Source organism: Rhizobium sp. Root491, from assembly GCF_001427205.1.
Lineage (GTDB): Bacteria > Pseudomonadota > Alphaproteobacteria > Rhizobiales > Rhizobiaceae > Agrobacterium > Agrobacterium tumefaciens.
Window position 1 is genome coordinate 328,960 of record NZ_LMFF01000015.1, and the last position, 24,885, is coordinate 353,844.

General features: G+C 59.5%; 27 protein-coding genes. 17 read left to right on the forward strand and 10 right to left on the reverse strand.

Features of this window, described 5'->3' with window-relative positions; genetic code table 11:
- Positions 1–12: 12 nt before the first annotated feature.
- The 3 genes from ilvN (at position 13) to ASD46_RS18230 (ending at position 1,609) form a co-directional block, all read left to right on the forward strand.
- A complete protein-coding gene (ilvN, locus tag ASD46_RS18220) occupies positions 13–585 on the forward strand; it encodes an acetolactate synthase small subunit (RefSeq protein ID WP_025593996.1) in 573 nt (190 codons plus the stop codon).
- A gap of 132 nt (positions 586–717) precedes the next feature.
- Positions 718–1,086, forward strand: coding sequence for an ArsR/SmtB family transcription factor (locus ASD46_RS18225; RefSeq protein WP_003513097.1), 369 nt, complete (start codon positions 718–720; stop codon positions 1,084–1,086).
- Positions 1,079–1,609 carry an SRPBCC family protein gene (locus tag ASD46_RS18230; RefSeq protein ID WP_003513094.1) on the forward strand — a complete coding sequence of 177 codons (531 nt, stop codon included), beginning with the start codon at positions 1,079–1,081 and terminating at the stop codon, positions 1,607–1,609. Before ASD46_RS18225 ends, ASD46_RS18230 begins: the two co-directional genes overlap by 8 nt.
- 154 nt (positions 1,610–1,763) lie before the next feature.
- On the opposite strand, the gene ASD46_RS18235 is transcribed toward ASD46_RS18230, so the two are convergent.
- Entirely contained in the window at positions 1,764–2,609 is an 846-nt protein-coding gene (locus ASD46_RS18235; RefSeq protein WP_013636471.1) for an aldo/keto reductase, read from the reverse strand.
- Positions 2,610–2,771: 162 nt separating this feature from the next.
- Between ASD46_RS18235 and ASD46_RS18240 the strand changes: the two genes are divergently transcribed.
- Entirely contained in the window at positions 2,772–3,365 is a 594-nt protein-coding gene (locus ASD46_RS18240) for a LysE family translocator (protein ID WP_025593995.1), read from the forward strand.
- A gap of 59 nt (positions 3,366–3,424) precedes the next feature.
- Here ASD46_RS18240 and ASD46_RS18245 read toward each other — a convergent pair whose 3' ends face one another.
- The 3 genes from ASD46_RS18245 to ASD46_RS18255 are packed head-to-tail and all read right to left on the reverse strand — an operon-like array spanning position 3,425 to position 5,131.
- Positions 3,425–4,213, reverse strand: a complete 789-nt coding sequence (locus ASD46_RS18245; protein ID WP_003513088.1) for an anti-sigma factor family protein — start codon at positions 4,211–4,213, stop codon at positions 3,425–3,427.
- Positions 4,210–4,767 carry an RNA polymerase sigma factor gene (locus ASD46_RS18250; RefSeq protein WP_003513086.1) on the reverse strand — a complete coding sequence of 186 codons (558 nt, stop codon included), beginning with the start codon at positions 4,765–4,767 and terminating at the stop codon, positions 4,210–4,212. The genes ASD46_RS18245 and ASD46_RS18250 overlap by 4 nt, the downstream gene beginning before the upstream one ends.
- Positions 4,751–5,131 (reverse strand): hypothetical protein, encoded by a 381-nt coding sequence (locus ASD46_RS18255; RefSeq protein ID WP_075807749.1) that lies wholly within the window; start codon positions 5,129–5,131, stop codon positions 4,751–4,753. The genes ASD46_RS18250 and ASD46_RS18255 overlap by 17 nt, the downstream gene beginning before the upstream one ends.
- A 133-nt stretch (positions 5,132–5,264) precedes the next feature.
- Between ASD46_RS18255 and ASD46_RS18260 the strand changes: the two genes are divergently transcribed.
- Together ASD46_RS18260 and ASD46_RS18265 are read left to right on the forward strand one after the other, a co-directional pair.
- A complete protein-coding gene (locus tag ASD46_RS18260; RefSeq protein WP_025593992.1) occupies positions 5,265–5,624 on the forward strand; it encodes an ArsR/SmtB family transcription factor in 360 nt (119 codons plus the stop codon).
- Positions 5,621–6,103 carry an SRPBCC family protein gene (locus ASD46_RS18265; protein ID WP_025593990.1) on the forward strand — a complete coding sequence of 161 codons (483 nt, stop codon included), beginning with the start codon at positions 5,621–5,623 and terminating at the stop codon, positions 6,101–6,103. The genes ASD46_RS18260 and ASD46_RS18265 overlap by 4 nt, the downstream gene beginning before the upstream one ends.
- Positions 6,104–6,109: 6 nt before the next feature.
- Here the strand turns inward: ASD46_RS18265 and ASD46_RS18270 are convergent, their stop codons facing one another.
- The gene (locus ASD46_RS18270; RefSeq protein WP_035198571.1) at positions 6,110–6,592 is read right to left on the reverse strand and encodes a DUF2269 family protein; all 483 of its coding nucleotides are present in this window, start codon (positions 6,590–6,592) and stop codon (positions 6,110–6,112) included.
- Positions 6,592–7,878 carry an SDR family oxidoreductase gene (locus ASD46_RS18275; protein WP_025593989.1) on the reverse strand — a complete coding sequence of 429 codons (1,287 nt, stop codon included), beginning with the start codon at positions 7,876–7,878 and terminating at the stop codon, positions 6,592–6,594. Before ASD46_RS18275 ends, ASD46_RS18270 begins: the two co-directional genes overlap by 1 nt.
- 124 nt (positions 7,879–8,002) lie before the next feature.
- Here ASD46_RS18275 and ASD46_RS18280 point away from each other — a divergent pair, with 124 nt between their 5' ends.
- Complete coding sequence (locus ASD46_RS18280; RefSeq protein ID WP_003513075.1) at positions 8,003–9,130, forward strand: ATP-dependent DNA helicase; 1,128 nt, start codon at positions 8,003–8,005, stop codon at positions 9,128–9,130.
- 107 nt (positions 9,131–9,237) lie between these two features.
- On the opposite strand, the gene ASD46_RS18285 is transcribed toward ASD46_RS18280, so the two are convergent.
- The gene (locus ASD46_RS18285) at positions 9,238–9,933 is read right to left on the reverse strand and encodes a MerR family transcriptional regulator (protein ID WP_003513073.1); all 696 of its coding nucleotides are present in this window, start codon (positions 9,931–9,933) and stop codon (positions 9,238–9,240) included.
- A gap of 233 nt (positions 9,934–10,166) precedes the next feature.
- Between ASD46_RS18285 and ASD46_RS18290 the strand changes: the two genes are divergently transcribed.
- Positions 10,167–10,922 (forward strand): pyridoxine 5'-phosphate synthase, encoded by a 756-nt coding sequence (locus tag ASD46_RS18290; protein WP_003513071.1) that lies wholly within the window; start codon positions 10,167–10,169, stop codon positions 10,920–10,922.
- Positions 10,923–10,994: 72 nt separating this feature from the next.
- Positions 10,995–12,260 (forward strand): NAD(P)/FAD-dependent oxidoreductase, encoded by a 1,266-nt coding sequence (locus tag ASD46_RS18295; RefSeq protein ID WP_025593987.1) that lies wholly within the window; start codon positions 10,995–10,997, stop codon positions 12,258–12,260.
- Positions 12,261–12,406: 146 nt separating this feature from the next.
- Here the strand turns inward: ASD46_RS18295 and ASD46_RS18300 are convergent, their stop codons facing one another.
- Positions 12,407–13,453, reverse strand: coding sequence for an NAD(P)-dependent alcohol dehydrogenase (locus ASD46_RS18300; RefSeq protein WP_003513067.1), 1,047 nt, complete (start codon positions 13,451–13,453; stop codon positions 12,407–12,409).
- Positions 13,454–13,640: 187 nt separating this feature from the next.
- On the opposite strand from ASD46_RS18300, the gene ASD46_RS18305 reads away from it, so the two are divergent.
- From ASD46_RS18305 to ilvC, 3 genes are all read left to right on the forward strand, one after another.
- Complete coding sequence (locus tag ASD46_RS18305; RefSeq protein ID WP_019565330.1) at positions 13,641–14,549, forward strand: AraC family transcriptional regulator; 909 nt, start codon at positions 13,641–13,643, stop codon at positions 14,547–14,549.
- 152 nt (positions 14,550–14,701) lie between these two features.
- Positions 14,702–15,355 carry a TetR/AcrR family transcriptional regulator gene (locus tag ASD46_RS18310; protein ID WP_003513063.1) on the forward strand — a complete coding sequence of 218 codons (654 nt, stop codon included), beginning with the start codon at positions 14,702–14,704 and terminating at the stop codon, positions 15,353–15,355.
- Positions 15,356–15,399: 44 nt separating this feature from the next.
- Positions 15,400–16,419 carry a ketol-acid reductoisomerase gene (ilvC, locus tag ASD46_RS18315; protein WP_003507583.1) on the forward strand — a complete coding sequence of 340 codons (1,020 nt, stop codon included), beginning with the start codon at positions 15,400–15,402 and terminating at the stop codon, positions 16,417–16,419.
- Positions 16,420–16,492: 73 nt separating this feature from the next.
- On the opposite strand, the gene ASD46_RS18320 is transcribed toward ilvC, so the two are convergent.
- Positions 16,493–17,524 (reverse strand): endonuclease/exonuclease/phosphatase family protein, encoded by a 1,032-nt coding sequence (locus ASD46_RS18320; RefSeq protein ID WP_025593985.1) that lies wholly within the window; start codon positions 17,522–17,524, stop codon positions 16,493–16,495.
- A gap of 109 nt (positions 17,525–17,633) precedes the next feature.
- Positions 17,634–18,086, reverse strand: a complete 453-nt coding sequence (locus ASD46_RS18325) for an RbsD/FucU family protein (RefSeq protein ID WP_003513061.1) — start codon at positions 18,084–18,086, stop codon at positions 17,634–17,636.
- A gap of 265 nt (positions 18,087–18,351) precedes the next feature.
- On the opposite strand from ASD46_RS18325, the gene ASD46_RS18330 reads away from it, so the two are divergent.
- From ASD46_RS18330 to ASD46_RS18350, 5 genes are all read left to right on the forward strand, one after another.
- Positions 18,352–19,596, forward strand: a complete 1,245-nt coding sequence (locus ASD46_RS18330) for a PLP-dependent aminotransferase family protein (protein ID WP_025593984.1) — start codon at positions 18,352–18,354, stop codon at positions 19,594–19,596.
- A gap of 308 nt (positions 19,597–19,904) precedes the next feature.
- A complete protein-coding gene (locus ASD46_RS18335) occupies positions 19,905–20,888 on the forward strand; it encodes an ABC transporter substrate-binding protein (protein ID WP_035198569.1) in 984 nt (327 codons plus the stop codon).
- 9 nt (positions 20,889–20,897) lie between these two features.
- Positions 20,898–22,592 (forward strand): ABC transporter permease, encoded by a 1,695-nt coding sequence (locus ASD46_RS18340; protein ID WP_025593981.1) that lies wholly within the window; start codon positions 20,898–20,900, stop codon positions 22,590–22,592.
- Positions 22,580–23,608 carry an ABC transporter ATP-binding protein gene (locus ASD46_RS18345; protein WP_013636457.1) on the forward strand — a complete coding sequence of 343 codons (1,029 nt, stop codon included), beginning with the start codon at positions 22,580–22,582 and terminating at the stop codon, positions 23,606–23,608. Before ASD46_RS18340 ends, ASD46_RS18345 begins: the two co-directional genes overlap by 13 nt.
- 167 nt (positions 23,609–23,775) lie before the next feature.
- The gene (locus ASD46_RS18350) at positions 23,776–24,885 is read left to right on the forward strand and encodes an endonuclease/exonuclease/phosphatase family protein (RefSeq protein ID WP_003513055.1); all 1,110 of its coding nucleotides are present in this window, start codon (positions 23,776–23,778) and stop codon (positions 24,883–24,885) included.

Genomic DNA, 24,885 nt, shown 5'->3' on the forward strand with positions numbered 1-24,885 from the left:
GAGGAAAAGGACATGAACGCACACCTACAACCCACCGGCTCCGCCTATTTCATCCAGAAGGAAACGGCTGCCGTCGAAAATCACACGCTGTCGGTTCTCGTCAGCAACGAGCCGGGCGTTCTCGCCCGGGTCATCGGCCTGTTTTCCGGCCGGGGTTACAACATCGAAAGCCTGACGGTTTCGGAAACCGAGCATGAGGCGCATCTGTCGCGCATCACGATCGTGACGCGCGGCACGCCGATCGTGCTGGAGCAGATCAAGGCGCAGCTGGAACGCATCGTTCCTGTGCACCGGGTGCTCGATCTCACAGTTCGCGCCCGCGAACTCGGGCAGGAACGGCCGATCGAGCGTGAAGTAGCGCTGATCAAGGTCGTCGGTTCGGGTGAAGCCCGCGCCGAGACGCTGCGTCTTGCGGATGCGTTTCAGGCCAAGGTGGTGGACGCGACAGTCGAGCATTTCATCTTCGAAATCACCGGCAAGTCGTCCAAGATCGACCAGTTCGTGGCCATCATCAAACCGCTCGGCCTGATCGAGATCTGCCGCACGGGTATTGCAGCCATGAACCGCGGTTCGCAGGGGATGTGATCCTCCGCCTTTCGAATATCCTTGTAATACCAAGCCCGCGGTTCGCCGCGGGTTTTTTATGGGCTGCGCTCCGGTGAATTGATATTCAACCATATGGTTGACTTTTTAGTCTGGCGGCCTATATTCAACAACATGGTTGAATTATCTGTTCCACATCTCGACACTGTCTTTCATGCCCTTGGCGATGCGACGCGGCGCACGATGCTGCGCGATCTATCCCGTGGCGAGCGAACGGTGAGCCAGCTGGCCGAGCCGTTCGACATATCGCTGGCTGCGGCATCCAAGCACATCAAGGCGCTGGAAAACGCCGGGCTTATCCGCCGTGAGGTAAGGGGGCGTACCCATGTCTGCCGCCTTGCGCCGGAACGGTTGGCAGAGGCGCATGAATGGCTGGATTTCTACCGGCAGTTCTGGAACAGCCGCCTCGATATTCTTGAGCAGATGCTCAGGGAGGATGATCAGGGAAAATCCCCTGCAGATGGAGGAAATGACAATGGCTGATATTGCAATGCCTGACGCCTATGGCCGGCTCGTCGAGCCGACAACCCTGAAGATAGAACGGCTCCTGCCGGGACCAATCGAGCGGGTCTGGGCCTATCTGACACAGAGCGAACTTCGCCGCCGGTGGCTGGCGTCCGGCGAGATGCGGCTTGCGCCCGACGCACCATTTGAACTCGTCTGGCGCAACGACGAGCTTTCCGACCCGCCGGGCAGCCGCCCGGAAGGTTTTTCCGAAGAGAACAGGATGACCTCACGCATCATCACCGTCGTTGCACCGCACCGCCTCGTCTTCACCTGGGGTGAGAGCGCAGAAGTGTCGATCGAGCTTCAGGCTCTGGGCAAGGATGTGCTTCTGACACTGGTTCACCGCCGGCTTGCGGATCGCACGACCAAGCTCAATGTCAGCGCCGGCTGGCATGCGCATCTCGACATTCTCGCCGCCCGTCTTCAGGAAAAGGAGCCGGGGCCTTTCTGGGATAGCTGGCTGGGGCTTAAAGAGGAATATGAGCGCCGCATACCGTAACTGGGTGCAGCATGTCTGGCAGACTGACGGCGCGGTTCGCTGCGCCGTTATTGAATTAAAATGTTGCAGCCCAAAGCATCAGTTCGCAGGGCTCACATTTCGATTCAATTGCTTGAGTGCCTGATTCCGAAAAACATCTTAATGCTTTGTTAAATCAAAGCATTTCCAGCGCCGTCTTGCGTGTCGGTGGAGGGAAAGCGGCATCCAGCGCGGCCCAGTCCTCATCGGTGATTTCGAGATCGGTGGCACCTCGGTTCTCCTCCACGCGTGCGGCGCTGGCGGATTTTGGAATGGCGATGACGCCTTCTCTTTCCAGAAGAAAGGCCAGTGCCAGTTGCGCAGGCGTAGCCTGATAGGCCTTGGCGATGCGGATGAGTTCGTGGTTGTTGAGGATGCGCCCCTGTTCGATTGGCGAATAGGCCATTAGCGGCACGCTGTGCCACTGACACCAGGGCAGAAGCGAAAATTCCGGTCCGCGCCGGGAGAGATTGTAGAGCACCTGATTGGCGGCGCAATTCTTACCGTCGGGAACAGCGAAAAGCTCCTCCATGTCGTCGGTGTCGAAATTCGAGACGCCCCAGTCGCCGATCTTGCCTGCTTTTTTAAGCTTTTCGAAAGCGGCCACCGTTTCTTCCAGCGGGTGATCACCACGCCAATGCAGCAGATAGAGATCGAGGCGGTCGGTGCCGAGCCTTGCGAGGCTGCGCTCGCAGGCCTCAATCGTGCCTCGGGCGCTGGCGTTCCAGGGATAGACCTTGCTGACCAGAAACACCTCGTCGCGCCGGCCGGCAATCGCCGTGCCCACCACCTCTTCGGATCGGCCGTCTGCATACATTTCGGCCGTGTCGATCAGCGTCATGCCGAGATCGATCGCCTTGCGAATGCTCTCGACTTCCTGCGGAGCCGATGATCTCATCTCGCCCATGTTCCAGGTGCCGAGGCCAAGGGCTGGTATCTCTTTTCCGGATGGCAGGGTGACGGAAGGAATGTCGTCATACATCGGTTCGCTCCAGCGGTTGTTGACGGAGAATAGCCCTTTGTTCCGACTTCTCAAACCCGGCATGGAAAGGATCGATCCATCAAAAAATTTGACTACGCCTATCGGTTGATCGGACTGGTTTGATGGTGGTTCGGCGGATAGTGTCTTTTCACAGGAGAGATCATGACTGTCGAAACCCTCGTTGCGCTGGTGCTGTTTGCCTTCACAACCTCCATCACGCCCGGCCCGAACAATATGATGCTTTTTGCCTCCGGCGTGAATTTCGGTTTCCGCCGCACGATCCCGCATATGCTGGGCATCGGGGCGGGGTTCCTGTCATTGCTGATCGGCGTCGGATTTGGGCTTGGCGCGCTGCTGCACTCCGTGCCCTTGCTCTATACCGTGCTGAAATTCGCGGGCGGACTTTATCTCGTCTGGATCGCGTGGAAGATCGGCACGTCCCGCAGCCTGAACGAGGGTGCTGCCGCATCGGTGCCGATGAGCTTTCTTGCCGCCGCAACCTTTCAGTGGGTCAATCCCAAGGCTTGGGTAATGGCCGTGACCGCGATGGCGACCTATACGGATGAGGGGCAATATCTCGTCACCGTTTTGATCGTCGGTGTGGTTTTCGCCGCCGTCAATCTTCCCAGCGTTTCGACCTGGGCGGGCTTCGGCTCGGCCCTGCGCGACTGGCTTTCCGTTCCCGTGCGGCTCAAATGGTTCAACATCACCATGGCCGTCCTTCTCGTCGTCAGCCTCTGGCCGATGTTGAAATAGGGGGTCTCCCTTCATCCCTGTGCCTGTCGCATGGATGTGGGGTGGGGGTATAGGTTATTCTACGCAGGGAACTGGCGGTAACATTCCTCGGCGATCTTCTGCACCTCGGCGCGCGTCAGTTCGGCAGAAACCGCATAGCCCAGTTCGTTGTCGATCCAGTAAAAGGTCTCGACGCCATCGGCGCTCGCCATGCGGAAGCTGGTGGTGCGGTTTTCCTCGTTGTGGCCGACCAGCACCGTTACCCGGCGGCCGGTCTTGTCCTGATACATCAGCATCGCCCCGGGCTTGCCGCTGACGGGGATCAGGCGCCCGCCGACGAGATCATATCCGATCTTGGAAAGATCGGGGATAGCGAAGGGATAACCGAGCCTTTTGCCGAGCCATGTTGCAAGGTGCTGCTGCTGTTCGGCTCCAACTTCAACGGGGTGGCGCACCTCGCTTGCATAGATGAGATAGGCCGATTTCGCCTGCGCGGGAATGTCAGTCGTCAACGATGCCAGAACCACGTCCTGCGGCGTGGCGAGTGGCGACGGCACAAGCCTGCCGGCTGCCGCACCCGCCGCGAAGATCAGCAACACAGCTGCCGTTCGCAGAAGAACCGGTTTCAGCCGCCACGCGGGTGCCTGTTTTCTTTCGGCAAGCATCGCGGTGTCGTGCGGATGTTCGGCGGCATAGGCGGCGAATGCGGCTCGCAGGGTTTCAGCCTGTTTTTTCCAGTCTTCCACACGCTCCCGCTCCTGCGGCCTTTCGGTCAGCCAGGCCTCGACAGCCGCGCGGTCGTCGTCGGACAAAAGCCCATCGACATAAGCGTGCAGATCGTCTTCGGTAATGGCATCGGGCCTTTTCATCGTGGTCTCCGCAGGGGAATGATATTGTCCGCCGCCAGGTGCTGGCGCAGGGTTTCGCGGGCGCGGGAAAGTCTGGACATGACGGTACCCACCGGGATCGACAATGTCTCGGCTGCCTCCTGATAGCTGTAGCCTTCCACCGTCACCAGCATCAGCACCGCCCGCATCTCTGGCGAAAGCAGCCCGAGCGCGACGTGCAGCCTATCGTTTTCCAGCGTGTCGCCGAGTGTGTCGGCAACGGCCAAGCTTTCATGGCCGTCGAGACTTTCGGACGGGTGACGTTTCGCGGCGCGGTGGCGGTTGCGATAAAGATTCGTCATTATCGCGTAAGCCCATGATTTCAAAGCCGTTCCGTGCCATTGCCTCTTGTTGGTCAGCGCCTTTTCCACGCAGTCCTGCAAAAGGTCCTCGCCATCGGCGTCGGAGCGGGAAAGGCTGCGGGAATAACGCCGCAGCATGGGTATCAGCGCCAGCATCTCCGCCTCGAAGGAGCCGGCTGCGGGGGAGAGGCTCCCCCGCGTCTTGCCATTCATGCCATCATGGTTTTGCGGCATCCCATACACCGTTCATACCGTCGCCGGTTGCATCGCCTTTTTTCATGTCCTTGGCCCAGTAGTAGAGCGGCATGCCGTCTTTTGCCCACTGCATCTTGCCGTCCTTGCGCGTCACGAGAGAATAGGCGCCTTCGGCCTTGTCGCCAGTGGCCGCGAAGAACGGCGGCCAGTTGGTGGCGCACTTGTCATAACAATTGGATACGCCCTTCTTGTCGTTCTTGAAAGTGTAGAGCGTCATGCCTTTTTCGCCCGCAAGCACATTGCCTTTGGCGGTCTTGACCGTTTCGACCGCGGGTGCCGCATAGGCCGTTCCGGCAAATGCCAGAACGAGGGCGGGAACGATAAAGCGGATTTTCATGGACATATCCTCCTTGGTTCGGGCGGCTTCTGCCGCCGGCACATCAAAAGACACCGCAGGTCACTGCTTTATTCCCTCCGCCGGTGCGATTTTTAAACTTATCCGTTGAGCTAAGTTTTTCGCTGTGATAGTTAGTCTTATGGATAACTATTCAGTGCCACTTGACGATATCTTCCAGTCCCTTGCCGATCCGACACGACGGGCCGTGCTTTTGCGGTTGGGCAGCGGGGATGCGAGCGTCGGCACGCTTGCCGAACCTTTCGCCATGGCCCTGCCGTCGTTCATGAAACATATCCGCCAGCTGGAAGGAGCGGGGTTGATCGTGACGCGCAAGCAGGGCCGGGTGCGGTTCTGCTCGCTGGAGAAACAACGGTTTTCGATGATTGAGGGCTGGCTTTCGCAACAGCATGCCATCTGGGAAGGCCGTACGGACCGGCTTGAACAGTTCGTCATGGCGCAACAGGACAGAACCTCCGATAAAGGGGAGAATGACAAATGACCGACACTTTCAATCCCGATCTCGACCTGAAGATTTCAAGGATCATCAGGGCGCCGCGCCGGCTCGTCTGGAACGCCTGGGTCGACAAAAACAGCCTCGAACAGTGGTGGGTGCCGCATCCCGGCCAATGCCGTGTCGAGAAAATGGAGCTTTTCCCCGGCGGCGCTTTCGAGACCCGCTACAGCGAAGACGGGAAGGCATTTGGCGATCACATAAGCGGATGTTTCCTGGCGGTGGATCATGAGGAGCGTCTGGTCTTCACCGATGCGCTGACTTCAGGCTTTCGCCCGTCCGCGCGCCCATTCCTCACCGCGGTGATGAGTTTTCGCGATCATCCTGAAGGAATGGAGTATGTGGCCTATGCCATGCACAGAAACCCTGAAGATCGCGACAGGCACGCGGAGATGGGCTTTTTCGACGGCTGGAACACGGTCGCCGAGCAACTGGCGCAGCTTGTCGAAAGACAGGCGGTCAATTGAGGCGCATCAACCGAACAGGGCAATATCCGGCTTGGTCAGCATCAGCCAGATGATGCCGAGAACCGCGAAGAAAGCCGGAAAACCGCAGGCAAACCAGATGCGGTAGAGACGGAACCATTGCGGCGGCAGGGGCTCGTCCGCAGCGACACAATCGCGGGCGATGTCGCGCAGTTTGATCTGGATCCACACCACCGGCAGCCAGAAAATGCCGGTGAAGACATAAAGGCAGAGCGAAAGCGCGATCCAGCCTTCGCTCAGCGGCCAGCCGATGATGCGGGCGAGGAAGTAGCCGGTGACCGGCTGGATGATCGCCGCCGTGGCGGTAAAGATGGTGTCGGCGATGACGACCGTGCCCGAAACATGGGCGATCAGCGCTGGGTTTGCCGTCCGCCGCGCCATCACCATGAAAAACGCTATGCCAGCCCCGGTGCCGAACAGCACGGTTGCGCCGATGACATGGGCGAGCCGCAGAAGGTCTTCAGGTGTCATCAGCGTTCATCCAATGTGGCAAGGGCGACAAGTGTAAGGGCGATGGAGGGCAGGACCTTGACGAGGGGGCCGAGCGGATCGAGCCACAGACCCGGCTCCAGCAGACTGCCACCAGTCAGATAGGCGGCGGTGACCAGGAGCATGGCGATGAGTGCTTTTCTGGCAAGCGGTCTTATCAGGACGGTGACGCCCAGGGCGATATCGATGAGGCAGGTGGCGAGTGTGAGGGCGACGGCCGGCACTTGCGGCATGAAGGGCAGGAAATGCGCCGCCGAGCTGTCGATATCAAGCAGCGGGACGAGGCCGGACAATAGCCAGAACAGCGACAGGCAGAGAATGAGGACGGGTTTGAGCAGATATGATCTGGCAAACCACAGGTCCTGCACGCCGGAAGGGTGAGCTGCCAGCGTGTCCCTCAAGCTCTTGAGCGACGTCGTCGCTTTTGGCGCGCTGTTCTCCGTCACGATACCTTCCGACATCACCGTCATTGCGGTTGAGCGCAACGGCGACCGCCAGCCGAGTTTTCCCGCAATATCCGCCGTGATGGCGACGGGGCGCATGAAGGCAGCCGGAAGATTTAGCGCGGGAGCAGGGGCGAGGCCGAGCCATTGCCGGTGCGCAGCGACCACGCCTTGCAATGTCATCGTTTCGTTTGCTGCCAGCTCGATATCGCTACCTGACGGGATTTCGCCATCTATTGCCGCGCTGACTGCCAACGCGACATCTTCGACTGCGACGGTCTGTACAGGCATCTTGCCGTTTACGAGCGGCACAGCGAAAGGGAAGCTTGCAAGCGCGCGCACGAGTGCTGTGCCGCCATGGGCGTTGCGGCCGACAACCAGTGCGGGGCGGAGAATGACAAAGCGCAGACCGCTTGCGGCAAGTGCCACATCGGCGCGGCGTTTGGTTGCGAGGAAGGGCAGTTGGGAAGCGGCTCCGGAAGTGCGGGCCGATATCTGGATCACCAGTTTGCCGCCCGCATTTACCGCTGCTGGATAGAGCGCCAGCATCGCTTTTTCCTGCGTCGCAGCAAGATCATCCGACAGGCCGTCCTGAAGCGCACCTGCGCAATTGACGATGGCGTCATGGTCGCTAACGAGTGCCGCCCAGTCGGCAGCGCTGGTCATACGCGAGAGATCGGCCGGAACCCAGCTGGCGAAAGGCCATTTATCTTTGGCGCGCGCAATGGTGCGAGCCAGCCCAGTAACGGTGTGACCTTTGCCGTGAAGGCTGCGGATCACTTCGGAACCGATGAAACCCGTTGCGCCCAGAATCAATATCTTCATGCGCGGCATGATACCCGCCATGGTTTAAAAACCAGCCGTGTTTTATTGCCGCATTCTGATGGTGTGATTCATCTTTCGTTCTTTTTCTGTTGCGCACGGTGCTCGAATCCTGCGATGAGGGCGCATGTTATTTTCACCGCAACAGGACGAAGCGCTCAAGGCTGTTTCCCGCTGGCTGAAGGAAGGCCGGACGCCGGTTTTTCGGTTGTTCGGTTATGCCGGAACCGGCAAGACGACGCTTGCAAAACATTTCGCGGAAAATGTCGATGGCGAAGTGCTGTTTGCGGCCTTCACCGGCAAGGCGGCGCAGGTGCTGCGCTCGCGCGGGGCGACCAATGCCCGCACCATCCATTCGCTGATCTACCGCCCGCGCGGCGAAGAGACCGTGGAAGACGAGGAAACCGGCAAGACCTCGGTCGCACCGATGTTTTCCATCAACCGCCAGAGCCCGCTCGCCAAGGCGGCACTCATCATCATCGATGAATGTTCGATGGTGGATGAGCAGCTCGGCAAGGATCTGATGAGCTTCGGCACGCCTATCCTGGTGCTCGGCGATCCCGGGCAGTTGCCGCCGGTTTCAGGCGGTGGCTTCTTCACGGAGCAGGAGCCTGATTACCTGCTCTCCGAAATTCATCGGCAGGCCAAGGACAATCCCATCATCCACCTTGCCATGGATGTGCGGGAAGGCCGCGAGATCATGCGTGGCGATTACGGTGCCGCGCAGGTGATTTCCAAGTCCGAGGTGACACAGTCGCTCGTGCTCGATGCCGATCAGGTGCTCGTCGGCACAAATCGCACGCGCCGCCGTTATAACCAGCGGCTTCGCGAGCTGAAGGGCTTTACGGCCGATTATCCGCAATCCGGCGACAAGCTGGTTTGCTTGAGGAACGATCCGGCCAAGGGCCTGCTGAACGGCTCTCTCTGGCAGGTCATGAGTTCGTCGCGCGAGACGGTGAAACCCGGCATCAACCTGATGATCCGGCCTGAAGACGACGATATGGATCGCGGCGCGGCCAAGATCAAATTGCTGAAGGCGGCTTTCGAGGATGTGGAAACGGAAATTCCGTGGACCACCCGCAAGCGTTATGACGAGTTCGATTTCGGCTATGCGCTGACCGTGCACAAGGCGCAGGGTTCGCAGTGGAACAATGTGGTTCTCTTTGACGAGAGCTATGCCTTCCGCGATTCGCGCGAGCGGTGGCTTTACACCGCCATCACCCGCGCCGCAGAAACACTCACAATCGTTCGCTGAGATAGAGCATTTCCGGTGAATAGCGGGACACCTTCAATGCTCCAATTCTTTTGTCTGTGCATTGTCCGGACGGAAAACCGCTGTGCAGTTTTCGTGGAAATGCTTTGTCAGGCGCGGATGACGCCCAGCAGAACCGCTTTGGCAACCGCCTGAAAGCGGTTGCTGGCACTGAACTTGCCGATGATCTTCGCCTCCAGTTCGTTGAGGTCGTTACCTGAAAGGCCGAGAGCGCGCGCGAGCCTTACCGGGGCGTACCCCTCCGCCATCAATTCCAGGCATTTTCGCTCGTTGTCTGTCAGCGCGATATCCTTGCCCGGTCCCCGCTCAGCCGCGTCGAGGCCATCAGTATCGTTATCGGTGGCGAGCAGTTCCTCGATCTGCTGGGCCTGGCGCTGAAGCGTGGAGCGTTCCGCGGTCAGTTCTCTTTTTCGCTGCCGCAGCGCGGAGTGGAATATCTCGTCCGCTTCTTCCTGCGAGAGAGAGCGGGCAAGTTTTTCCATGATGTCTGTAATGGCTGCGACGGAAATGCCGACTTCGCGACAGACATTTATCACCGCCATGCGTTGCACGTTGCGGTGGGAATAAACGCGCATCTGGCCGATGCGTTTTGAGGTCAGCAGCGCCTTTTCTTCGTAAAAATGCAGGGTCCGGTGCGTTACGCCGAAAATGTTGGCCATGTCGGCGATGGGAACCGGTTCGGCGGGCAGGGAGGAGGGCAGGCTTATATCCGGTAAAAAGCTGCTGATCCTTAGATTGGGTTTGTCCTCGTCGCCGTGTTCAAACGGCATCCTGCCATTCTGCATCGTTTCCCCCTTCGCGCGTTTTGACAGTGTGCCTGCTTTTTATGGCATTCGTTACTTGTTCCCCACCGCAGACCTGTCTTCTGATCAAGACATTTTGCCGATGCTGCATGAGAACCGTAACCTGTATTGCCTGCTTTCGTTCCCGTATCCTTAAAAAATTTTATCGGCCTCCTTGCGGTCGGCGTCAACCTGCGTGAAACAGGATGTCAATTCCGAACCGGAGCCTCGATGTCATGCCCGCAAAACTTTCCGTCAATCTGAACGCAATTGCCATGCTGCGCAACCGTCGCGATCTCCCATGGCCGGATGTCGCGCATTTCGGGCATATTGCACTCGCTGCGGGTGCTAGCGGGCTGACTGTACACCCTCGGCCGGACCAGCGCCATATCCGCTTTTCGGACCTGCCGGTGCTGCGTGCGCTTATCGATGACAGTTTCCCAAGCGCGGAATTCAACATCGAAGGTTATCCGACGGAGGATTTTCTCGTTCTGTGCGAACAGACCCAGCCTGAGCAGGTGACGCTGGTGCCCGACGATCCGTCGCAGGCGACATCAGACCATGGCTGGGATTTCCGCAAGCACGCGGTTTTCCTGAGAGAAGCCGTTGGGCGCCTGAAGGCCGGCGGTATGCGGGTTTCGCTTTTTGCCGATGGTGACGGCGAGCGCGAAGCGGTGGAGCTGGCGGCTGAGACGGGTGCTGCCCGCATCGAGCTCTATACCGGTCCCTATGGCGGTTGTTTTGACGATCCGCAAAAGGGTGACGCGCTTCTGGAAAAACTCGGACAGACGGCGGACTACGCCGCAGCGCTCGGGCTTGCAGTCAATGCGGGGCACGACCTGACTGTAGCAAACCTGCCCAAGCTTATGAAACGCATACCTTATCTCGCAGAGGTCTCCATCGGGCACGGGTTGACGGCGGATGCGCTGGAATATGGCATGGCTGAAACAGTCCGGCGTTTTTGTCGCGCCTGCGGTCAGGCTATTTCATAACCAAAGTCAATTTTTTTTGCCTATAATCTGCTTGCGCATGCTCCGTGCGCGAGCTTTTAAAGGCAGAGACACATGCAAGAACATCACGTTGTCGTCGTGGGTGGAGGCTTCGGCGGCTTACAAATGGTACACGGGCTGGAGGGGGCCCCTGTCCGCATCACATTGATTGACCGCCGCAACCATCATCTATTTCAGCCATTGCTTTATCAGGTTGCGACGACGGCTCTTGCGACATCCGAAATCGCCTGGCCGATCCGCCATCTTTACCGCGACCGCAAGGAAGTGACGACGCTGCTTGCGGAAGTGAATGGCGTAGACCGTGACGCGCGCACCGTGCATCTGAGTTCCGGTCAGGTCATCGGCTTCGATATGCTGGTGCTGGCCACCGGCGCCCGTCATGCCTATTTCGGCCGTGACGAATGGGAGCGTGCCGCTCCCGGCCTCAAGACGCTCGAGGATGCAACGACGATCCGCCGCCGCCTGCTTCTGGCTTTCGAGCGTGCGGAACTTGCCACCAGCGAGGAGGAACGGCAGGCGCAGCTGACCTTCGTCATCATCGGGGCAGGCCCGACGGGCGTGGAAATGGCGGGCATGATCGCCGAGCTCGCCCACAGGGCGCTGCCGCCGGAATTCCGCAATGTGGATACCAGAAAGAGCCGCGTGCTGCTTGTCGAGGCAGGTCCGCGCGTTCTGCCGGTTTTCACGGACGATCTTTCGGCCTATGCCAAGCAGGCGCTTGAAAAGCTCGGCGTCGAGGTTCTGCTCGGCACACCGGTGACGGCCTGCACCGATGAGGGCGTGACTGTGGGTGAGACCTTTTATCCGTGCCGCACGGTGGTCTGGGCCGCCGGCGTGCAGGCGTCTCCCGCTGCAAAATGGCTGAATGCCGCTGCCGACAGGGCGGGACGCGCTATCGTCGGGCCGCATCTCAATCTGGAAGACGACCCCAATATCTTCGTCATCGGCGATACGGCCGCCGTCAATCAGGAAAACGGCAAACCGGTGCCGGGCATTGCGCCTGCAGCCAAGCAGCAGGGCGCCCATGTGGCAAAGGTCATCAAGGCGCGGCTATCCGGAGAGCCGGAGCCCGCGCCGTTCCGCTACAGCCATCAGGGTAATCTGGCGACCATCGGCAAACGCGCGGCGGTGATCGATTTCGGCAGGTTCAAGCTCAAGGGCGTGCTTGCATGGTGGATCTGGGGGCTTGCCCATATATATTTCCTGATCGGAACGCGCTCGCGGCTGGCCGTGGCGTGGAGTTGGCTGTGGATTTACCTCAGCGGCCAGCACAGCGCGCGGCTGATCACCCAGAAAGAGACGTTGAAGGACGAGGCCTGAGGGCAGGGCGGGTAAAGGAAAGCGCGGGAAGCATTGGCTTCCCGCGCTCGCATTTACGGTCAGTGCGCCAAACCATTCCTCCGTCACGCCGTATTAAGTGCGGGGTGACGGAGTGCGGATGTGGCGAGCTTGTGCCAATCCAGGGCTCAAGCGTCGAGCGATGCCATGTCGATGACGAAGCGGTAGCGAACGTCGCTCTTCAGCACGCGCTCATAGGCTTCGTTGACATCCTGGATGTTGATCGTTTCGATCTCCGAGACGATGTCATGCTCGCCGCAGAAATCCAGCATTTCCTGGGTTTCCTTGATCGAGCCGATCATCGAGCCGGAGAGGCTCTTCGCACCGATGATGAGCGAGAAGGCGTGGACCGGGATCGCATGTTCCGGTGCACCGACCACGACCATGCTGCCCTTGGGCTTCAGGAGGCCGAGATAAGCGTTCCAGTCGATTGCGACACCTGCCGTGCAGATGATCAGGTCGAAGGTGCCGGCCAGCTTTTCGAAGGTCGAGGCGTCGCTGGTGGCGTAATATTCCTTCGCGCCGAGCTTCAGTCCGTCTTCCTTCTTCGACAGGGTCTGGGAAAGAACTGTGACATCCGCGCCCATGGCAGCGCCGAGCTTGACGCCCATGTGGCCAAGACCACCCATGCCGACGATTGCGACCTTCTGACCGGGACCGGCGTTCCAGCGGCGCAGCGGCGAGTAGAGCGTGATGCCTGCGCATAGAAGCGGCGCGGAAGCGTCGAGCGGCAGGTTGTCCGGGATCGACAGGACATAACCTTCCTTGACGACGATCGAGTCGGAATAACCGCCATGGGTGGCTGTCTTCGTATTTGGATCAACATCGTTATAGGTCTGGACGAGGCCGGGCATGTAGTGTTCGTTGTCGAGGTCGCGGGTGGCGCAGCCGACGCAGGAATCGACGAAACAGCCAACGCCGACATGATCGCCGACCTTGAATTTCGTGACCTTGGAGCCGACGGCCTTCACGACACCGGCAATCTCATGGCCGGGAACGATCGGGAAGACGGCATTCTTCCATTCGTTGCGGACGGTGTGGATGTCCGAGTGGCAGATGCCGGCATATTTGATATCGATGACAACGTCGTCATCGTTAGGCTCGCGGCGTTCGAAGGTGAACGGGGTAAGCGGCTTCGACGCATCGGTCGCAGCATAACCTCTTGCAATGGCCATCTGAATATCCTTTCGGGAGTTGGGGACGGCGGAATATGCAATGGAAGGGTGCCGGGGCGTTAGAGCGATCCTCCGAGCTTTTTGCACGATCCTGCAAAAAATTGCGGTGGGCTATTTGCGGAAACTGGCCCGGCTTTCTAGATAATGCAAACAGACACGCTGCTTCCTTCCCTAAAGGGTTTCCCAGATGACCATGCCGTTCAATCTCTATCAGGAGATCGCCTCCATCGCCGCACGGCATGCCACCCGCGATGGCGAGGTCCAGACGGCAATCGAAACCCTCGGCATCAGCCGGCGATCCACACCCAGCGCGCCGTGCCACGGCAGCTATCGTCCCTGTTTGGCAATGGTGATCCAGGGGTCGAAAAGCGTTCAGCTGGGAACGGACACCATTAATTACGGGGCCGGCGACTATCTTCTGACCTCGCTCGACCTGCCGGTTGCCTGGCGTGTGGTGGAAGCGAGCGAGGAAGTACCGCATTTTTGCATCGGGCTCGCGATCGACAGCGAAAAGCTGCTCGACCTTATGAGCCGCATGCCGATCGAGCGCCCTCAGGAGCCGGTAAGCGGCCAGCGCGGCATCGTGGTGAACGCCGCCACACCGGAGCTGCTTGATGCGGCCATCCGGCTGATGCGCCTGCTTGACCGCCCGGCGGACATTGCGGCCATGGCGCCGCTGATCGAGCAGGAAATCCTCTATCGAATCCTGACGGGACCAGCGGGTGGGCAGCTGATGAACATCGTCGCTGCCGGAAGCCACGGCAATCGGATTGCCCGCGCCATCGCCTGGCTACGCGAGAATTTCGCGCGCCAGCTGCGTATCGAGGAACTTGCGGAGCATATCGGCATGAGCGTGTCGTCTTTCCATCACCATTTCAAGACGATCACGGCCATGACCCCCATTCAGTACCAGAAGCAGTTGCGGCTGCATGAGGCGCGCCGGCTGATGCTGCTGGAGCGCCTGGATGCAGGCACGGCCGGCCATCGCGTCGGTTACCAGAGCCCTTCGCAGTTCAGCCGGGAATACAGCCGCTTTTACGGGATGTCGCCCTCACGCGACGTCGACGCCTCGCGTGAGATAAGCGCGGCCGGATAAAGCGGCATTATGGTGCGGCGCATCCTGCTGCCGCATCGCGTCAATTCGTACATCACTGTGAAGAAAGCGCTTGACGGGCAAGCTGCCTCCGCTTAAATGGCGCTCGAACCGTACCGTACGGTACATTAATCGAGCCTCTGGAGTGGAAATAAGTGGCCTCCGACCCGATCACAGCGCAGGAATTTTCGCCGCGCCAGAACGCCGTTCTGGATCAGGCATTGCGTCTTCTGGTCGAGGGTGGCGAGAAAGCGCTGACGACCTCTGGTCTTGCGCGTGCGGCCAACTGTTCCAAGGAAAGCCTCTACAAATGGTTTGGCGACCGGGACGGCCTGCTGGCTGCGATGATCACCTTCCAGCAGAGCAAGGTTCGCACCTTCGAGAAGGCGGGCGATCGCGTGTCTGCGCCGCAGCTTGCCGATCATCTCGAGGTTTTCGCACATGATCTGCTTGACGTGCTGGCGGGCGATGTGTCGCTGGCGCTCAACCGTCTGGCGATAGGGCAGGCGAGCCGTGATGGTTCCAAGCTTGGCGATCTTCTTCTGGAACGTGGCCGTCGCCAGATCGACCGCCGCGCCCGCGGGTTGATCGAGGCGGGTCGCCGTTCGGGTTACCTGCGTTTCGATGACGCCGAAGAGGCGTATCGCAGTTTTTACGGCCTGATCGTTTCGGATCTGCATGTGCGCATGCTGCTGGGCGAGGCGCCTGACAAGGATTTTTCCGCCCGGGCAAAGAAGGCGGTGGTCGCCTTTCTAACACTCTACGGCACGGAAAAGGTACATTCGGAACTGGGCGGCAAGGTCGCCTGAGGTTCCGGTTCACACAGAGACAAGCATTAGGGAAGGACCATAAAATGCGCGTTTATTATGATCGTGATGCGGATCTCAATCTCATCAAGTCCAAGAATGTCGTCATCGTCGGCTACGGTTCCCAGGGCCGCGCCCATGCGCTGAACCTCAAGGATTCCGGCGCCAAGAACGTCGTCATTGCTCTGAAGGCCGGTTCGCCGACCGTCAAGAAGGCGGAAGCCGACGGCTTCAAGGTCATGACCGTTGCCGAAGCCGCCAAGTGGGGCGACCTTTTGATGATGGCGACGCCTGACGAATTGCAGGCCGACATCTACAAGGCCGACATTGCCGGCAACATCCGTGACGGTGCGGCGATTGCTTTCGCACACGGCCTCAACGTTCACTTCGGCCTCATCGAGCCGAAGGCTTCACTCGACGTCGTCATGATCGCACCGAAGGGCCCCGGCCACACGGTTCGCGGCGAATACCAGAAGGGCGGCGGCGTGCCCTGCCTCGTTGCCGTTCACCAGAACGCTTCCGGCAACGCACTTGAACTCGCTCTCTCCTACGCCTGCGGCGTTGGCGGTGGCCGTTCTGGCATCATCGAAACCAACTTCAAGGAAGAGTGCGAAACCGACCTCTTCGGCGAACAGGTCGTTCTGTGCGGCGGTCTCGTAGAACTCATCCGCGCCGGTTTCGAAACCCTGGTCGAAGCCGGTTACGCACCGGAAATGGCCTATTTCGAATGCCTGCACGAAGTGAAGCTGATCGTTGACCTGATCTATGAAGGCGGCATCGCCAACATGAACTACTCGATCTCCAACACGGCCGAGTGGGGCGAATACGTCACCGGTCCTCGCATCATCACCGCTGACACCAAGGCTGAAATGAAGCGCGTTCTTCACGACATCCAGACCGGCAAGTTCACCACTGAGTGGATGCAGGAATGGAAGGCCGGCGGCGCACGCTTCAAGGGCATCCGTCGCAACAACGACGCCCACCAGATCGAAGAAGTCGGCGCAAAGCTGCGCGGCATGATGCCCTGGATCGGCAAGAACAAGCTGGTCGACAAGGCTGTCAACTAAGCTTCATTGCTTGACAGAATATTGGAAGGCCGGGGCGAGAGCTCCGGCCTTTCTGCATTGCGCCTGGCTAGGATCACACGATGGCGTCGGCTTCCTCGATAATGACCGATACGGGAAAGTGATCGGAGAAACCACCGAGATTGACGTTTTTGACTGCATCGCCTTTCGACAGGCCGAAGCGGATCGGCCCCTCATTCTTGCTGTGGCTGACCATGGCGGCAATGGCTTCAATTTTCGCGGTTTCCTCGCGCACCGCGAAGCCGCTGCTCCCGGTCAGAAGCGATCTTGAGACGAGGATCTGGTCGAAGATATTGGCGTCGCCGTTGAAATAGAGCGTGCCATAGATCGTTCTTGCCGTACCGACTGAATCCACTACCTGCTGGCGCAGGTAGTTCCAGGTGAGATTGTAGAACATTGCCGATTGCGAGCTTTCGACATCGTCGCGCTCGCGGGTGGAATTGGCGTGATAGCGCAGCGATGCATCGGAAGGGTCGTCGTTGAAATCGCCGAAGGCGACGACGGCGATGTCGTTACCTTTCTCTTCCCTGATCCGCTGGTGCCAGTAACCCAGCGTCTCACCGGCGGTCATGCGAAAACCGGCGCTTTCCACCGCACCGCCGGAGCGCGACGGCCAGTGATTGGAAAGCGCGATGAGCTGGCGTCCGCCCTTGGTGATGAAGGTGCATTGGGTAATGTCGCGGGTACCGGTGCGGCGCATCACGAAATGGCTGAAAATCTCGTTTTCGTTGATCAGTAGCTTCTTGCTGTCATAGATGAAGGCCGTATCGATGCCGCGCTGGTCCTTGCTGGAATCTGCATGCACCGCACGGTAGGCGCGCTCAGGCATGAGGTCGTTCAGATGTTCCGCAAGCGTCTCCAGAACGAAACGGTTCTCGACTTCGCACACGCCGAGCAGATCCGGCCCGGCGCCGCCGATCTGCCTTATGATCAAACCGAGTTGCCTGAGCTTGGTCTTGAACAGATCTTCGGTCCAGCCTTTGAGATCGTTCTTCAGCCGCTCGGCAATCCAAGGTTCGCGCGCCGGATAACCTTCCGGCGCAAACAGGTTTTCGACATTCCAGAACGCCAGGACATATTGGGTCATGATACCTCACACCTCCGGTTGGTTTTACAAAACCTAGTGGAAGTTTTTGCCACAACAACTTGAAATTGTCATGACGGGTTTAGCACACGACCCATTTTGCCGTTCGATCTTACTTGCCCGGAGGGATGACGCCCTTCGTCAGCAGGAAGCAGCCGTAAAAACGGGTCTCGCCTGTTGTGATGACGCAATATGCTTTTTTAGCCTGTTCATAGAAGGCGAAGCGTTCGATACCGTACATGGGGGCGGATTTTCCCTCCGCCGCGTCTATTTCCTTCTGCACTTCGACCTGTACGGGTTCCAGCTGGTCCGGTGCGCCCATCACTTCCATGCGTCCGACCGAAGGCTGCAGCGGCGTGTCGAGTGGCAGCACCGAGAGAATCGCCTGCATGGCGCGGGCGGCGGAAATGTTGTCCATGCGCAGCACCTTGCCGACCGTTGTCTGGCGAGCCACCGAATCGGAAGGGAAGTTGGTGTCGGAAATCACCAGCGTATCGCCGTGACCCATGGCGCGTAGCGCGTGAAGGACATCGGCATTCAGCGCCGGGTCGATATTTTTCAGCATGTCGTCAAACTCCCATGATGCTTTCGCCGTGTCGCGGCGCGTGGCCGCAATCCAGCCGGAAAACCTTGCCGCGTCAATCGCAAACGGAAGATTGTGAAGCTTTGCGCAAGGGTGTATTTGGCTTTGTCCGCCAAAGGCGGGCCCAAATGCGGGTAACGTGCAGGGAGGCAGAAATAATTCGAAAAACTGATAAGTCAGTATTGCTGACGTATCGACATTTCTGTAAAGATGCACGCATAAAAACGACACAAGAGGAAACGTACCCATGCTTGATTGGGAACAAATTTTCGCCACGCGCTCTTCGCGCATGAAAGCGTCTGAAATCCGCGAGCTGCTGAAGCTGCTCGAGCAGCCCGATATCATTTCCTTTGCCGGCGGCATTCCGGACCCGGCTCTTTTCCCCGCAGAGGAGTTCCAGCAGGCTTATGCGGAAATTTTTTCGGGTTCGCAGGTCAACTCGGCGCTGCAATATTCGGTGAGCGAAGGTTACAAGCCGCTGCGCGAATGGCTGGCGGGCGAAATGGCCGAGATCGGCATTGAATGCACTGCCGACAACGTCTTCATCGTTTCCGGTTCGCAGCAGGGTCTCGACTACCTCGGCAAGCTGTTCCTGTCGCCGAAGGATACCGCGCTGGTAACCTGGCCGACCTATCTCGGCGCACTTTCCGCCTTCAACGCCTATGAGCCGAATTACGATCAGCTCAATCCCGGCGGCAACCGCACGCCGGAAGCTTACCGCGAAACCGCGGCCAAGCTCGGCGGCGCCGTGAAGTTCGCTTATCTCTCTGCTGATTTCTCGAATCCGACCGGGGAAACCGTTGATCTTGCCGGCCGTGAAAAGGTTCTGGCGCTGGCTGACGAGCTGGATATCGCCGTCATCGAAGACGCCGCCTATCAGTCACTGCGTTACGACGGCGAAGCGGTTCCGCCGATCATGGCGCTGGACATTGCCCGCTCGGGCGGCATCGAGAACACCCGCACCATCTATTGCGGCAGCTTCTCCAAGACGCTCGCACCCGGCCTTCGCGTCGGTTACATCGTTGCGTCCGCGCCTGTTATCCGCAAGCTGGTGCTGATGAAGCAGGCCGCAGACCTGCATTCCTCGACGATCAACCAGATCGCCATCGAACGTGTCGCTTCGCGCGGCTTCGACAAGCAGGTCGCCAAGATCAAGGCTGCGTACAGCGCCCGCCGCGATGCGATGCTGGCTGCGCTGGACAGATACATGCCGAAGGGCACGCGCTGGACCAAGCCGGAAGGCGGCATGTTCATCTGGGTCACCCTGCCGGAAGGCATGGATGGCGCCGCACTGCTGGCAAAATCCATCGCAACGGAGAAGGTCGCCTTCGTTCCGGGTCGCGCCTTCTTTGCCGATGGCTCGGGCACGAACACGCTGCGCATCAGCTTCTCCTGCGCCAATGAGGCGATGATCGAGGAAGGCATGAAGCGGCTTGGCCGGTTGATTGCGACGGCGCAGGCGGAGACGACAGAAGTGGTTCCGGCGATTTGAGGGTTGCGAGGTTTTCGGCAGCGACGGGGGGTGCGGCTTACCACCTCTGTCCTGCCGGACATCTCCCCACAGGTGGGGAGATCGACCCGTGGTGAGGTTTCGCCCATCTCAACGTTTGAAAATTAAGTGACGAAAGAGCGTCTTGCCGATCTCCCTCCTTGTGGGGGAGATGCCCGGCAGGGCAGAGGGGGGGGTAGGCCCCGGTCTCCACCTTGGCTACCGAGATCACACCCCTAAAATCCTGCCTGTCACATACATGTTATGCAATCATGTTTTAGCGGTCCCACGAAACAACAGGGACTGGACCTATGAAAACGCTGCTTTCCGCTTTTACCGCCATCGTATCGCTCGGCTTCATCGCCACCGCTGCCAATGCTGCCGATCTGGTGCTTTATACCAGCCAGCCGAACGAGGACGCGCAGGCGACCGTTGATGGTTTCAAGGCCGCCAATCCCGGTATCGAAGTCGAATGGGTGCGTGACGGAACGCCGAAGATCATGGCCAAGCTGATGGCTGAGATCAGCGCCGGCAATCCGGTTGCCGACGTGCTCTTGATCGCCGACACCGTCACACTCGAGCGCATGAAGCAGGCTGGCCAGCTTATGGCCCACAAGTCCCCGGAAGCTAAGAACATCGACGCCTCGCTCTACGATGCGGACGGCTATTATTATTCCACCAAGCTCATCACCACCGGCATCATGTATAACACTGCCGCTGCGATGAAGCCGACGAGCTGGAAGGATCTTGCCAAGGCGGAAGCCAAGGGTCTCGTGACCATGCCGAGCCCGCTGACCTCTGGTGCAGCGCTGATCCACGCGCAGACGCTGGCCGCTGCCAACGGCCTCGGCTGGGACTATTACAAGCAGCTGAAGGCCAATGAAGCCATTTCCGGCGGCGGTAACGGCGCGGTGCTGAAGTCGGTTGCATCAGGTGAGAAGGCTTACGGCGTTGTCGTCGACTACATGCCGATCCGCGAAAAGGCCAAGGGCGCCCCGGTGGAGTTCGTCTTCCCGGAAGAGGGCGTTTCGGCCGTGACCGAACCGGTCGCGATCCTCAAGGGTGCCAAGCATGAGGAAGCCGCTAAGAAGTTCGTCGACTACGTGCTTTCGGAAAAGGGCCAGCAGGGCTTCGTCAAGCTCGGCTACATCCCCGCGCGCGCTGACGCAGGCATGCCGGAAGGTTTCCCCGCCCGCGACAAGCTCAAGGTGCTGCCGCTCAACGCCGCGGACGCGCTGAAGAATTCCGAGCAGGATCTGAAGACCTTCTCCGATATTTTCGGCTCCAAGGGCTGATATAGCGGCATGTCCCGATCAAGTGCCTATGGAAACAGCCAGCCGCGCTGGCTGTTTCCTTTTGTGGTGAGCGTCGTTTTTGCGCTCAGCGCCCTGCCGCTCGGGCGGCTCGCCTATACCGGCATTGTTTCGTCACTCAACGGCGACATATGGCGATTGCTGGCTGATCCCGCCCTTTGGGATGCGGCGCTGAACACGCTGTCCACCTCTTTTTTCGGCATGCTGATTTCACTCATGATCGGTGGGGGCTTCGCGCTGGCGCTGACGCTCTGCGACATACGCGGCAAGTCGATCTTAAGCTTCCTCTTCATGCTGCCTATGATGATCCCGCCGCAGGTGACGGCGCTGTCGTGGATCGGCATGACCGGCCCGTCGAGCACGCTTTTAAAGGCCATCGGCCTTGCGCCGCCCATGGGCTCGCCGCAACCGCTCTATTCCATTGCCGGTATCGCGCTTTTGCTCGGCGTGCAGCATGCGCCGCTCGTCTATCTGTCGCTGCGCGCCGGCCTGCTCGCTTTGCCACAGGATGGCATCGAGGCGGCCAAGCTTTCCGGTGCCTCGCCTCGCCGCGTGCTGTTCGATATCATCCTGCCGCTTTCGACGCCGGGATTGATCGCCGGGGCGGCGATCTCGTTTGTGTCCAATGTCGGCAATTTCGGTATTCCGGCGATCCTCGGTATTCCGGCCTCGATCTTCACCCTGCCGACGCTGATCTACAGCCGCTTCGCCAGTTTTGGCGCGAGCACCTTCGGCGATATCGCCATTCTCTCGACCATGATCGCCATCATCTCCGTGGCCGGTCTTGCGCTGCAAGAGCGGGCAATGAAGGGCAGGGACTATCGCATCATCGGTCTTTCCGGCAAGGCGGCGACTTTCAAGCTGTCGCGCTGGCGTGTAGTGGCTGAGCTTGTCCTGTGGCTCGTGCTGTTCTTCATGCTGGTCGCACCACTTGCTGCGCTGGTGGCAAGCTCGCTTGCCCCCGCCTATGGCGTGCCGCTCAGTCTCAAGACCGTGACGATGCACGCCTATGAGGAGCTGCTCTACCGGCAGAGCGTGACCCGCACAGCCTTCCGCAACTCGCTGTTTCTGGCGACGGTCACATCCCTTTGCCTGCTTGCGGTGACGGTGTTGACCGCCTATTTCCTGGTGCGCGGCAAAAGCCGCTTCATGTTCCTGCTGTCGGCGCTGGTGGATATTCCCTATGCGCTGCCGGGTGTGGTGATTTCCGTATCCTTCGTCCTGTTGTTCGCGGCCCCCATTCCGCTGCTCGGCATCACGCTTTACGGCACGATCTGGATCATTCTGCTCGCCTATTTTTCCTCATTTTTCGCCGTCAGCCTCAAACCGATGGTCAGCGCCTTCCTGCAATTCGATCCGTCGCTGGAAGAGGCGGCAAGGCTTTCGGGCGCCGGTTTCTGGCGGCGGTTGAAGGACATCATCCTGCCGCTGGTCGGGCCTGCGGCTGGCGCTTCCGTCATCCTCGTTTTCCTGATCGCCTGCAATGAGCTGACGGTTTCGGCGCTCCTTTGGTCCGCCGGCACGCAGACGCTCGGTGTGCTCATCTATAACCTTGATGACAGCGGCAGCTTCGATCTTGCCTCCGCACTTTCGGTGCTTGTCGTCATCATGGTGATTTTCCTCATGCTGCTGCTCGAAATTCTGGGGCGCTATCTGCCGAAAGGAGTCGTCCCTTGGCGAAACTGATCCTCAATCGTCTGACGAAAAGCTTTGGAGCTGGGTCGAAACCCGCCGTTGACGACGTCTCGCTCACGGTGCGTGAGGGAGGTTTCCTCGCGTTGCTTGGGCCTTCCGGCTGCGGCAAGACGACGGTGCTGCGCATGATCGCCGGTTTCGAGCAACCGACTGATGGCTCCATCCTGCTCGGCGAGCGGGTGCTGGCCGATGCAGGCAGCATGGTGCCGCCGGAGCGGCGCAACATGGCGATGGTGTTCCAGTCCTATGCGCTCTGGCCGCACATGTCGGTTGCCGACAATGCCGGCTATCCCCTGAAAGTTCGCGGCATTTCCGGAGAGAAATATCGCGAGAAGGTGGCCCAAGCGCTGGCAGCCGTACGCCTTGAAGGCTTTGCGGACCGCCGTCCCGCCGAGCTTTCCGGTGGCCAGCGGCAGCGCGTCGCTTTGGCCCGCTGCCTCGTCACCGAACCCGATGTGGTGCTGCTCGACGAGCCACTCGCCAATCTCGACCGGCATTTGCGGCAGGAGATGGAGGAGACCTTTCGCGAGTTCCACATCCGCTCCGGCGCGACGATGATCTATGTCACCCACGATCAGGCGGAAGCCATGGCGCTGGCAACCGATGTCGCCGTCATGTCTCAGGGCAAGCTGCTTCAGGTCGCGCCGCCCGCCGAGCTTTATGCACGACCCGAGGGGCGTCTTGTCGGCTCGCTGGTGGGGCAGGGCGCCATTCTCTCCGTGCCGATGCCGGAAGGTTCTTCGCGGGATATTGACTGGGACGCGCTCCGCACAGCGATGGATAACGGTGGGCAATTACCACGGGCGGATATTCTCGTGCGGCCGCAGGACGTGGTGCGGGATGCGGATGGAATCACCTGCACCGTGACCTCGGTTCTCTACGAGGGCGAGCGTTATGCCTTGCGTCTCGACCTGCCGGACGGGCAGGCGCTTCGGGCTTATTCTCGAGAATCGGTTGCGGTCGGTGACCGGTTGCCGGTTGCAATTCGTGCGGCGTGGCGTCTTTAGCATTTGCTTGCACCCTCATCCCTGTGACGGGCACAGGAATGAGGGTGGGGAATATCCCGGCACATAAAATCCGACATCGTGAATAGGGAAATCTGATCGACGCGACAGGCCACTGGCGAGACCGAACGCGAGCGGCTAAGCTCCCATTCCAGCAACAGGAATGAAACATGTCGCTTCGGCTCGCCACCTTCAATATCGAAAATCTTCTCACCCGTTTCGACTTTACCGGTTTTCGCAACCAGACGCGGCGCGACAGGGCGATCCAGCTTTTCGATATCAGGGACGAGGCGACCTATCAGGCGCTGGAAAGTGCGCGGGCAGTCTCTTCCACAGACGATACTCGGCAACTTTCGGCGCTGGCCATTGCGGATGCGGATGCCGACATTCTCTGCCTGCAGGAAGTCGACAACATGGCTGCCCTGCAGGCTTTCGAATATGGCTATCTCTACCGCATGGTCGGCAACGGCTATCTGCAGAAATATCTGGTCGAGGGCAATGACAGCCGCGGCATCGATGTCGCGGTCGTCATGCGCGAGCAGACCCGAGACGGCGACAAGATCGAGGTCATCGACATCAAGAGCCACGCTGCGCTAACCTACCGCAATCTCGATCTCTTCAATCCCGCACTTGCCGCGACCAACCAGATAGACGACAAGATTTTCAAACGCGATTGTCTGGAAATCGATCTGAGGATCGGCGGCAAACCGCTGACGCTTTACGTCACGCATTTCAAATCCATGACCAATGCCCGTGACGCCATAGATGCCCGGCTCGCCACCATGCCGATTCGCGAGGCGGAAGCCATGGCCGTTCGCCGCATCATCGAAAACCGCTGGGGCGCAAACAATACCCGCAACAAGAATTTTGCCATCTGCGGCGACATGAATGATTATCAGGAACGCATTTCGATTTCCGGCGACCGGCGCAGCGGCTACAGCTTTACGCCGGTCGAAGAGGAGCGGAGCGCGCTCGATATCTTCACGGCGGATGATTTTGTGACCAATCCGATGTCGCGCCGTGACGTCATGGATCGCTGGACGCTCTATCATTCGCGCGGGCCACAGGAACAGCATCTCTGCCAACTCGATTATATCTGGCTTTCCCCACATCTTGCGCAGATCAATGCGACAAGGGTTCCCGAAATCATCCGCGCTGGCCAGCCTTACAGGACGGTCTTTCCGCCGGGGCAGGAGGTGGATCGTTATCCGCGCACCGGCTGGGACCGCCCCAAGGCTTCCGACCATTGCCCTGTCGTTATGACGCTCGATCTGATCTGA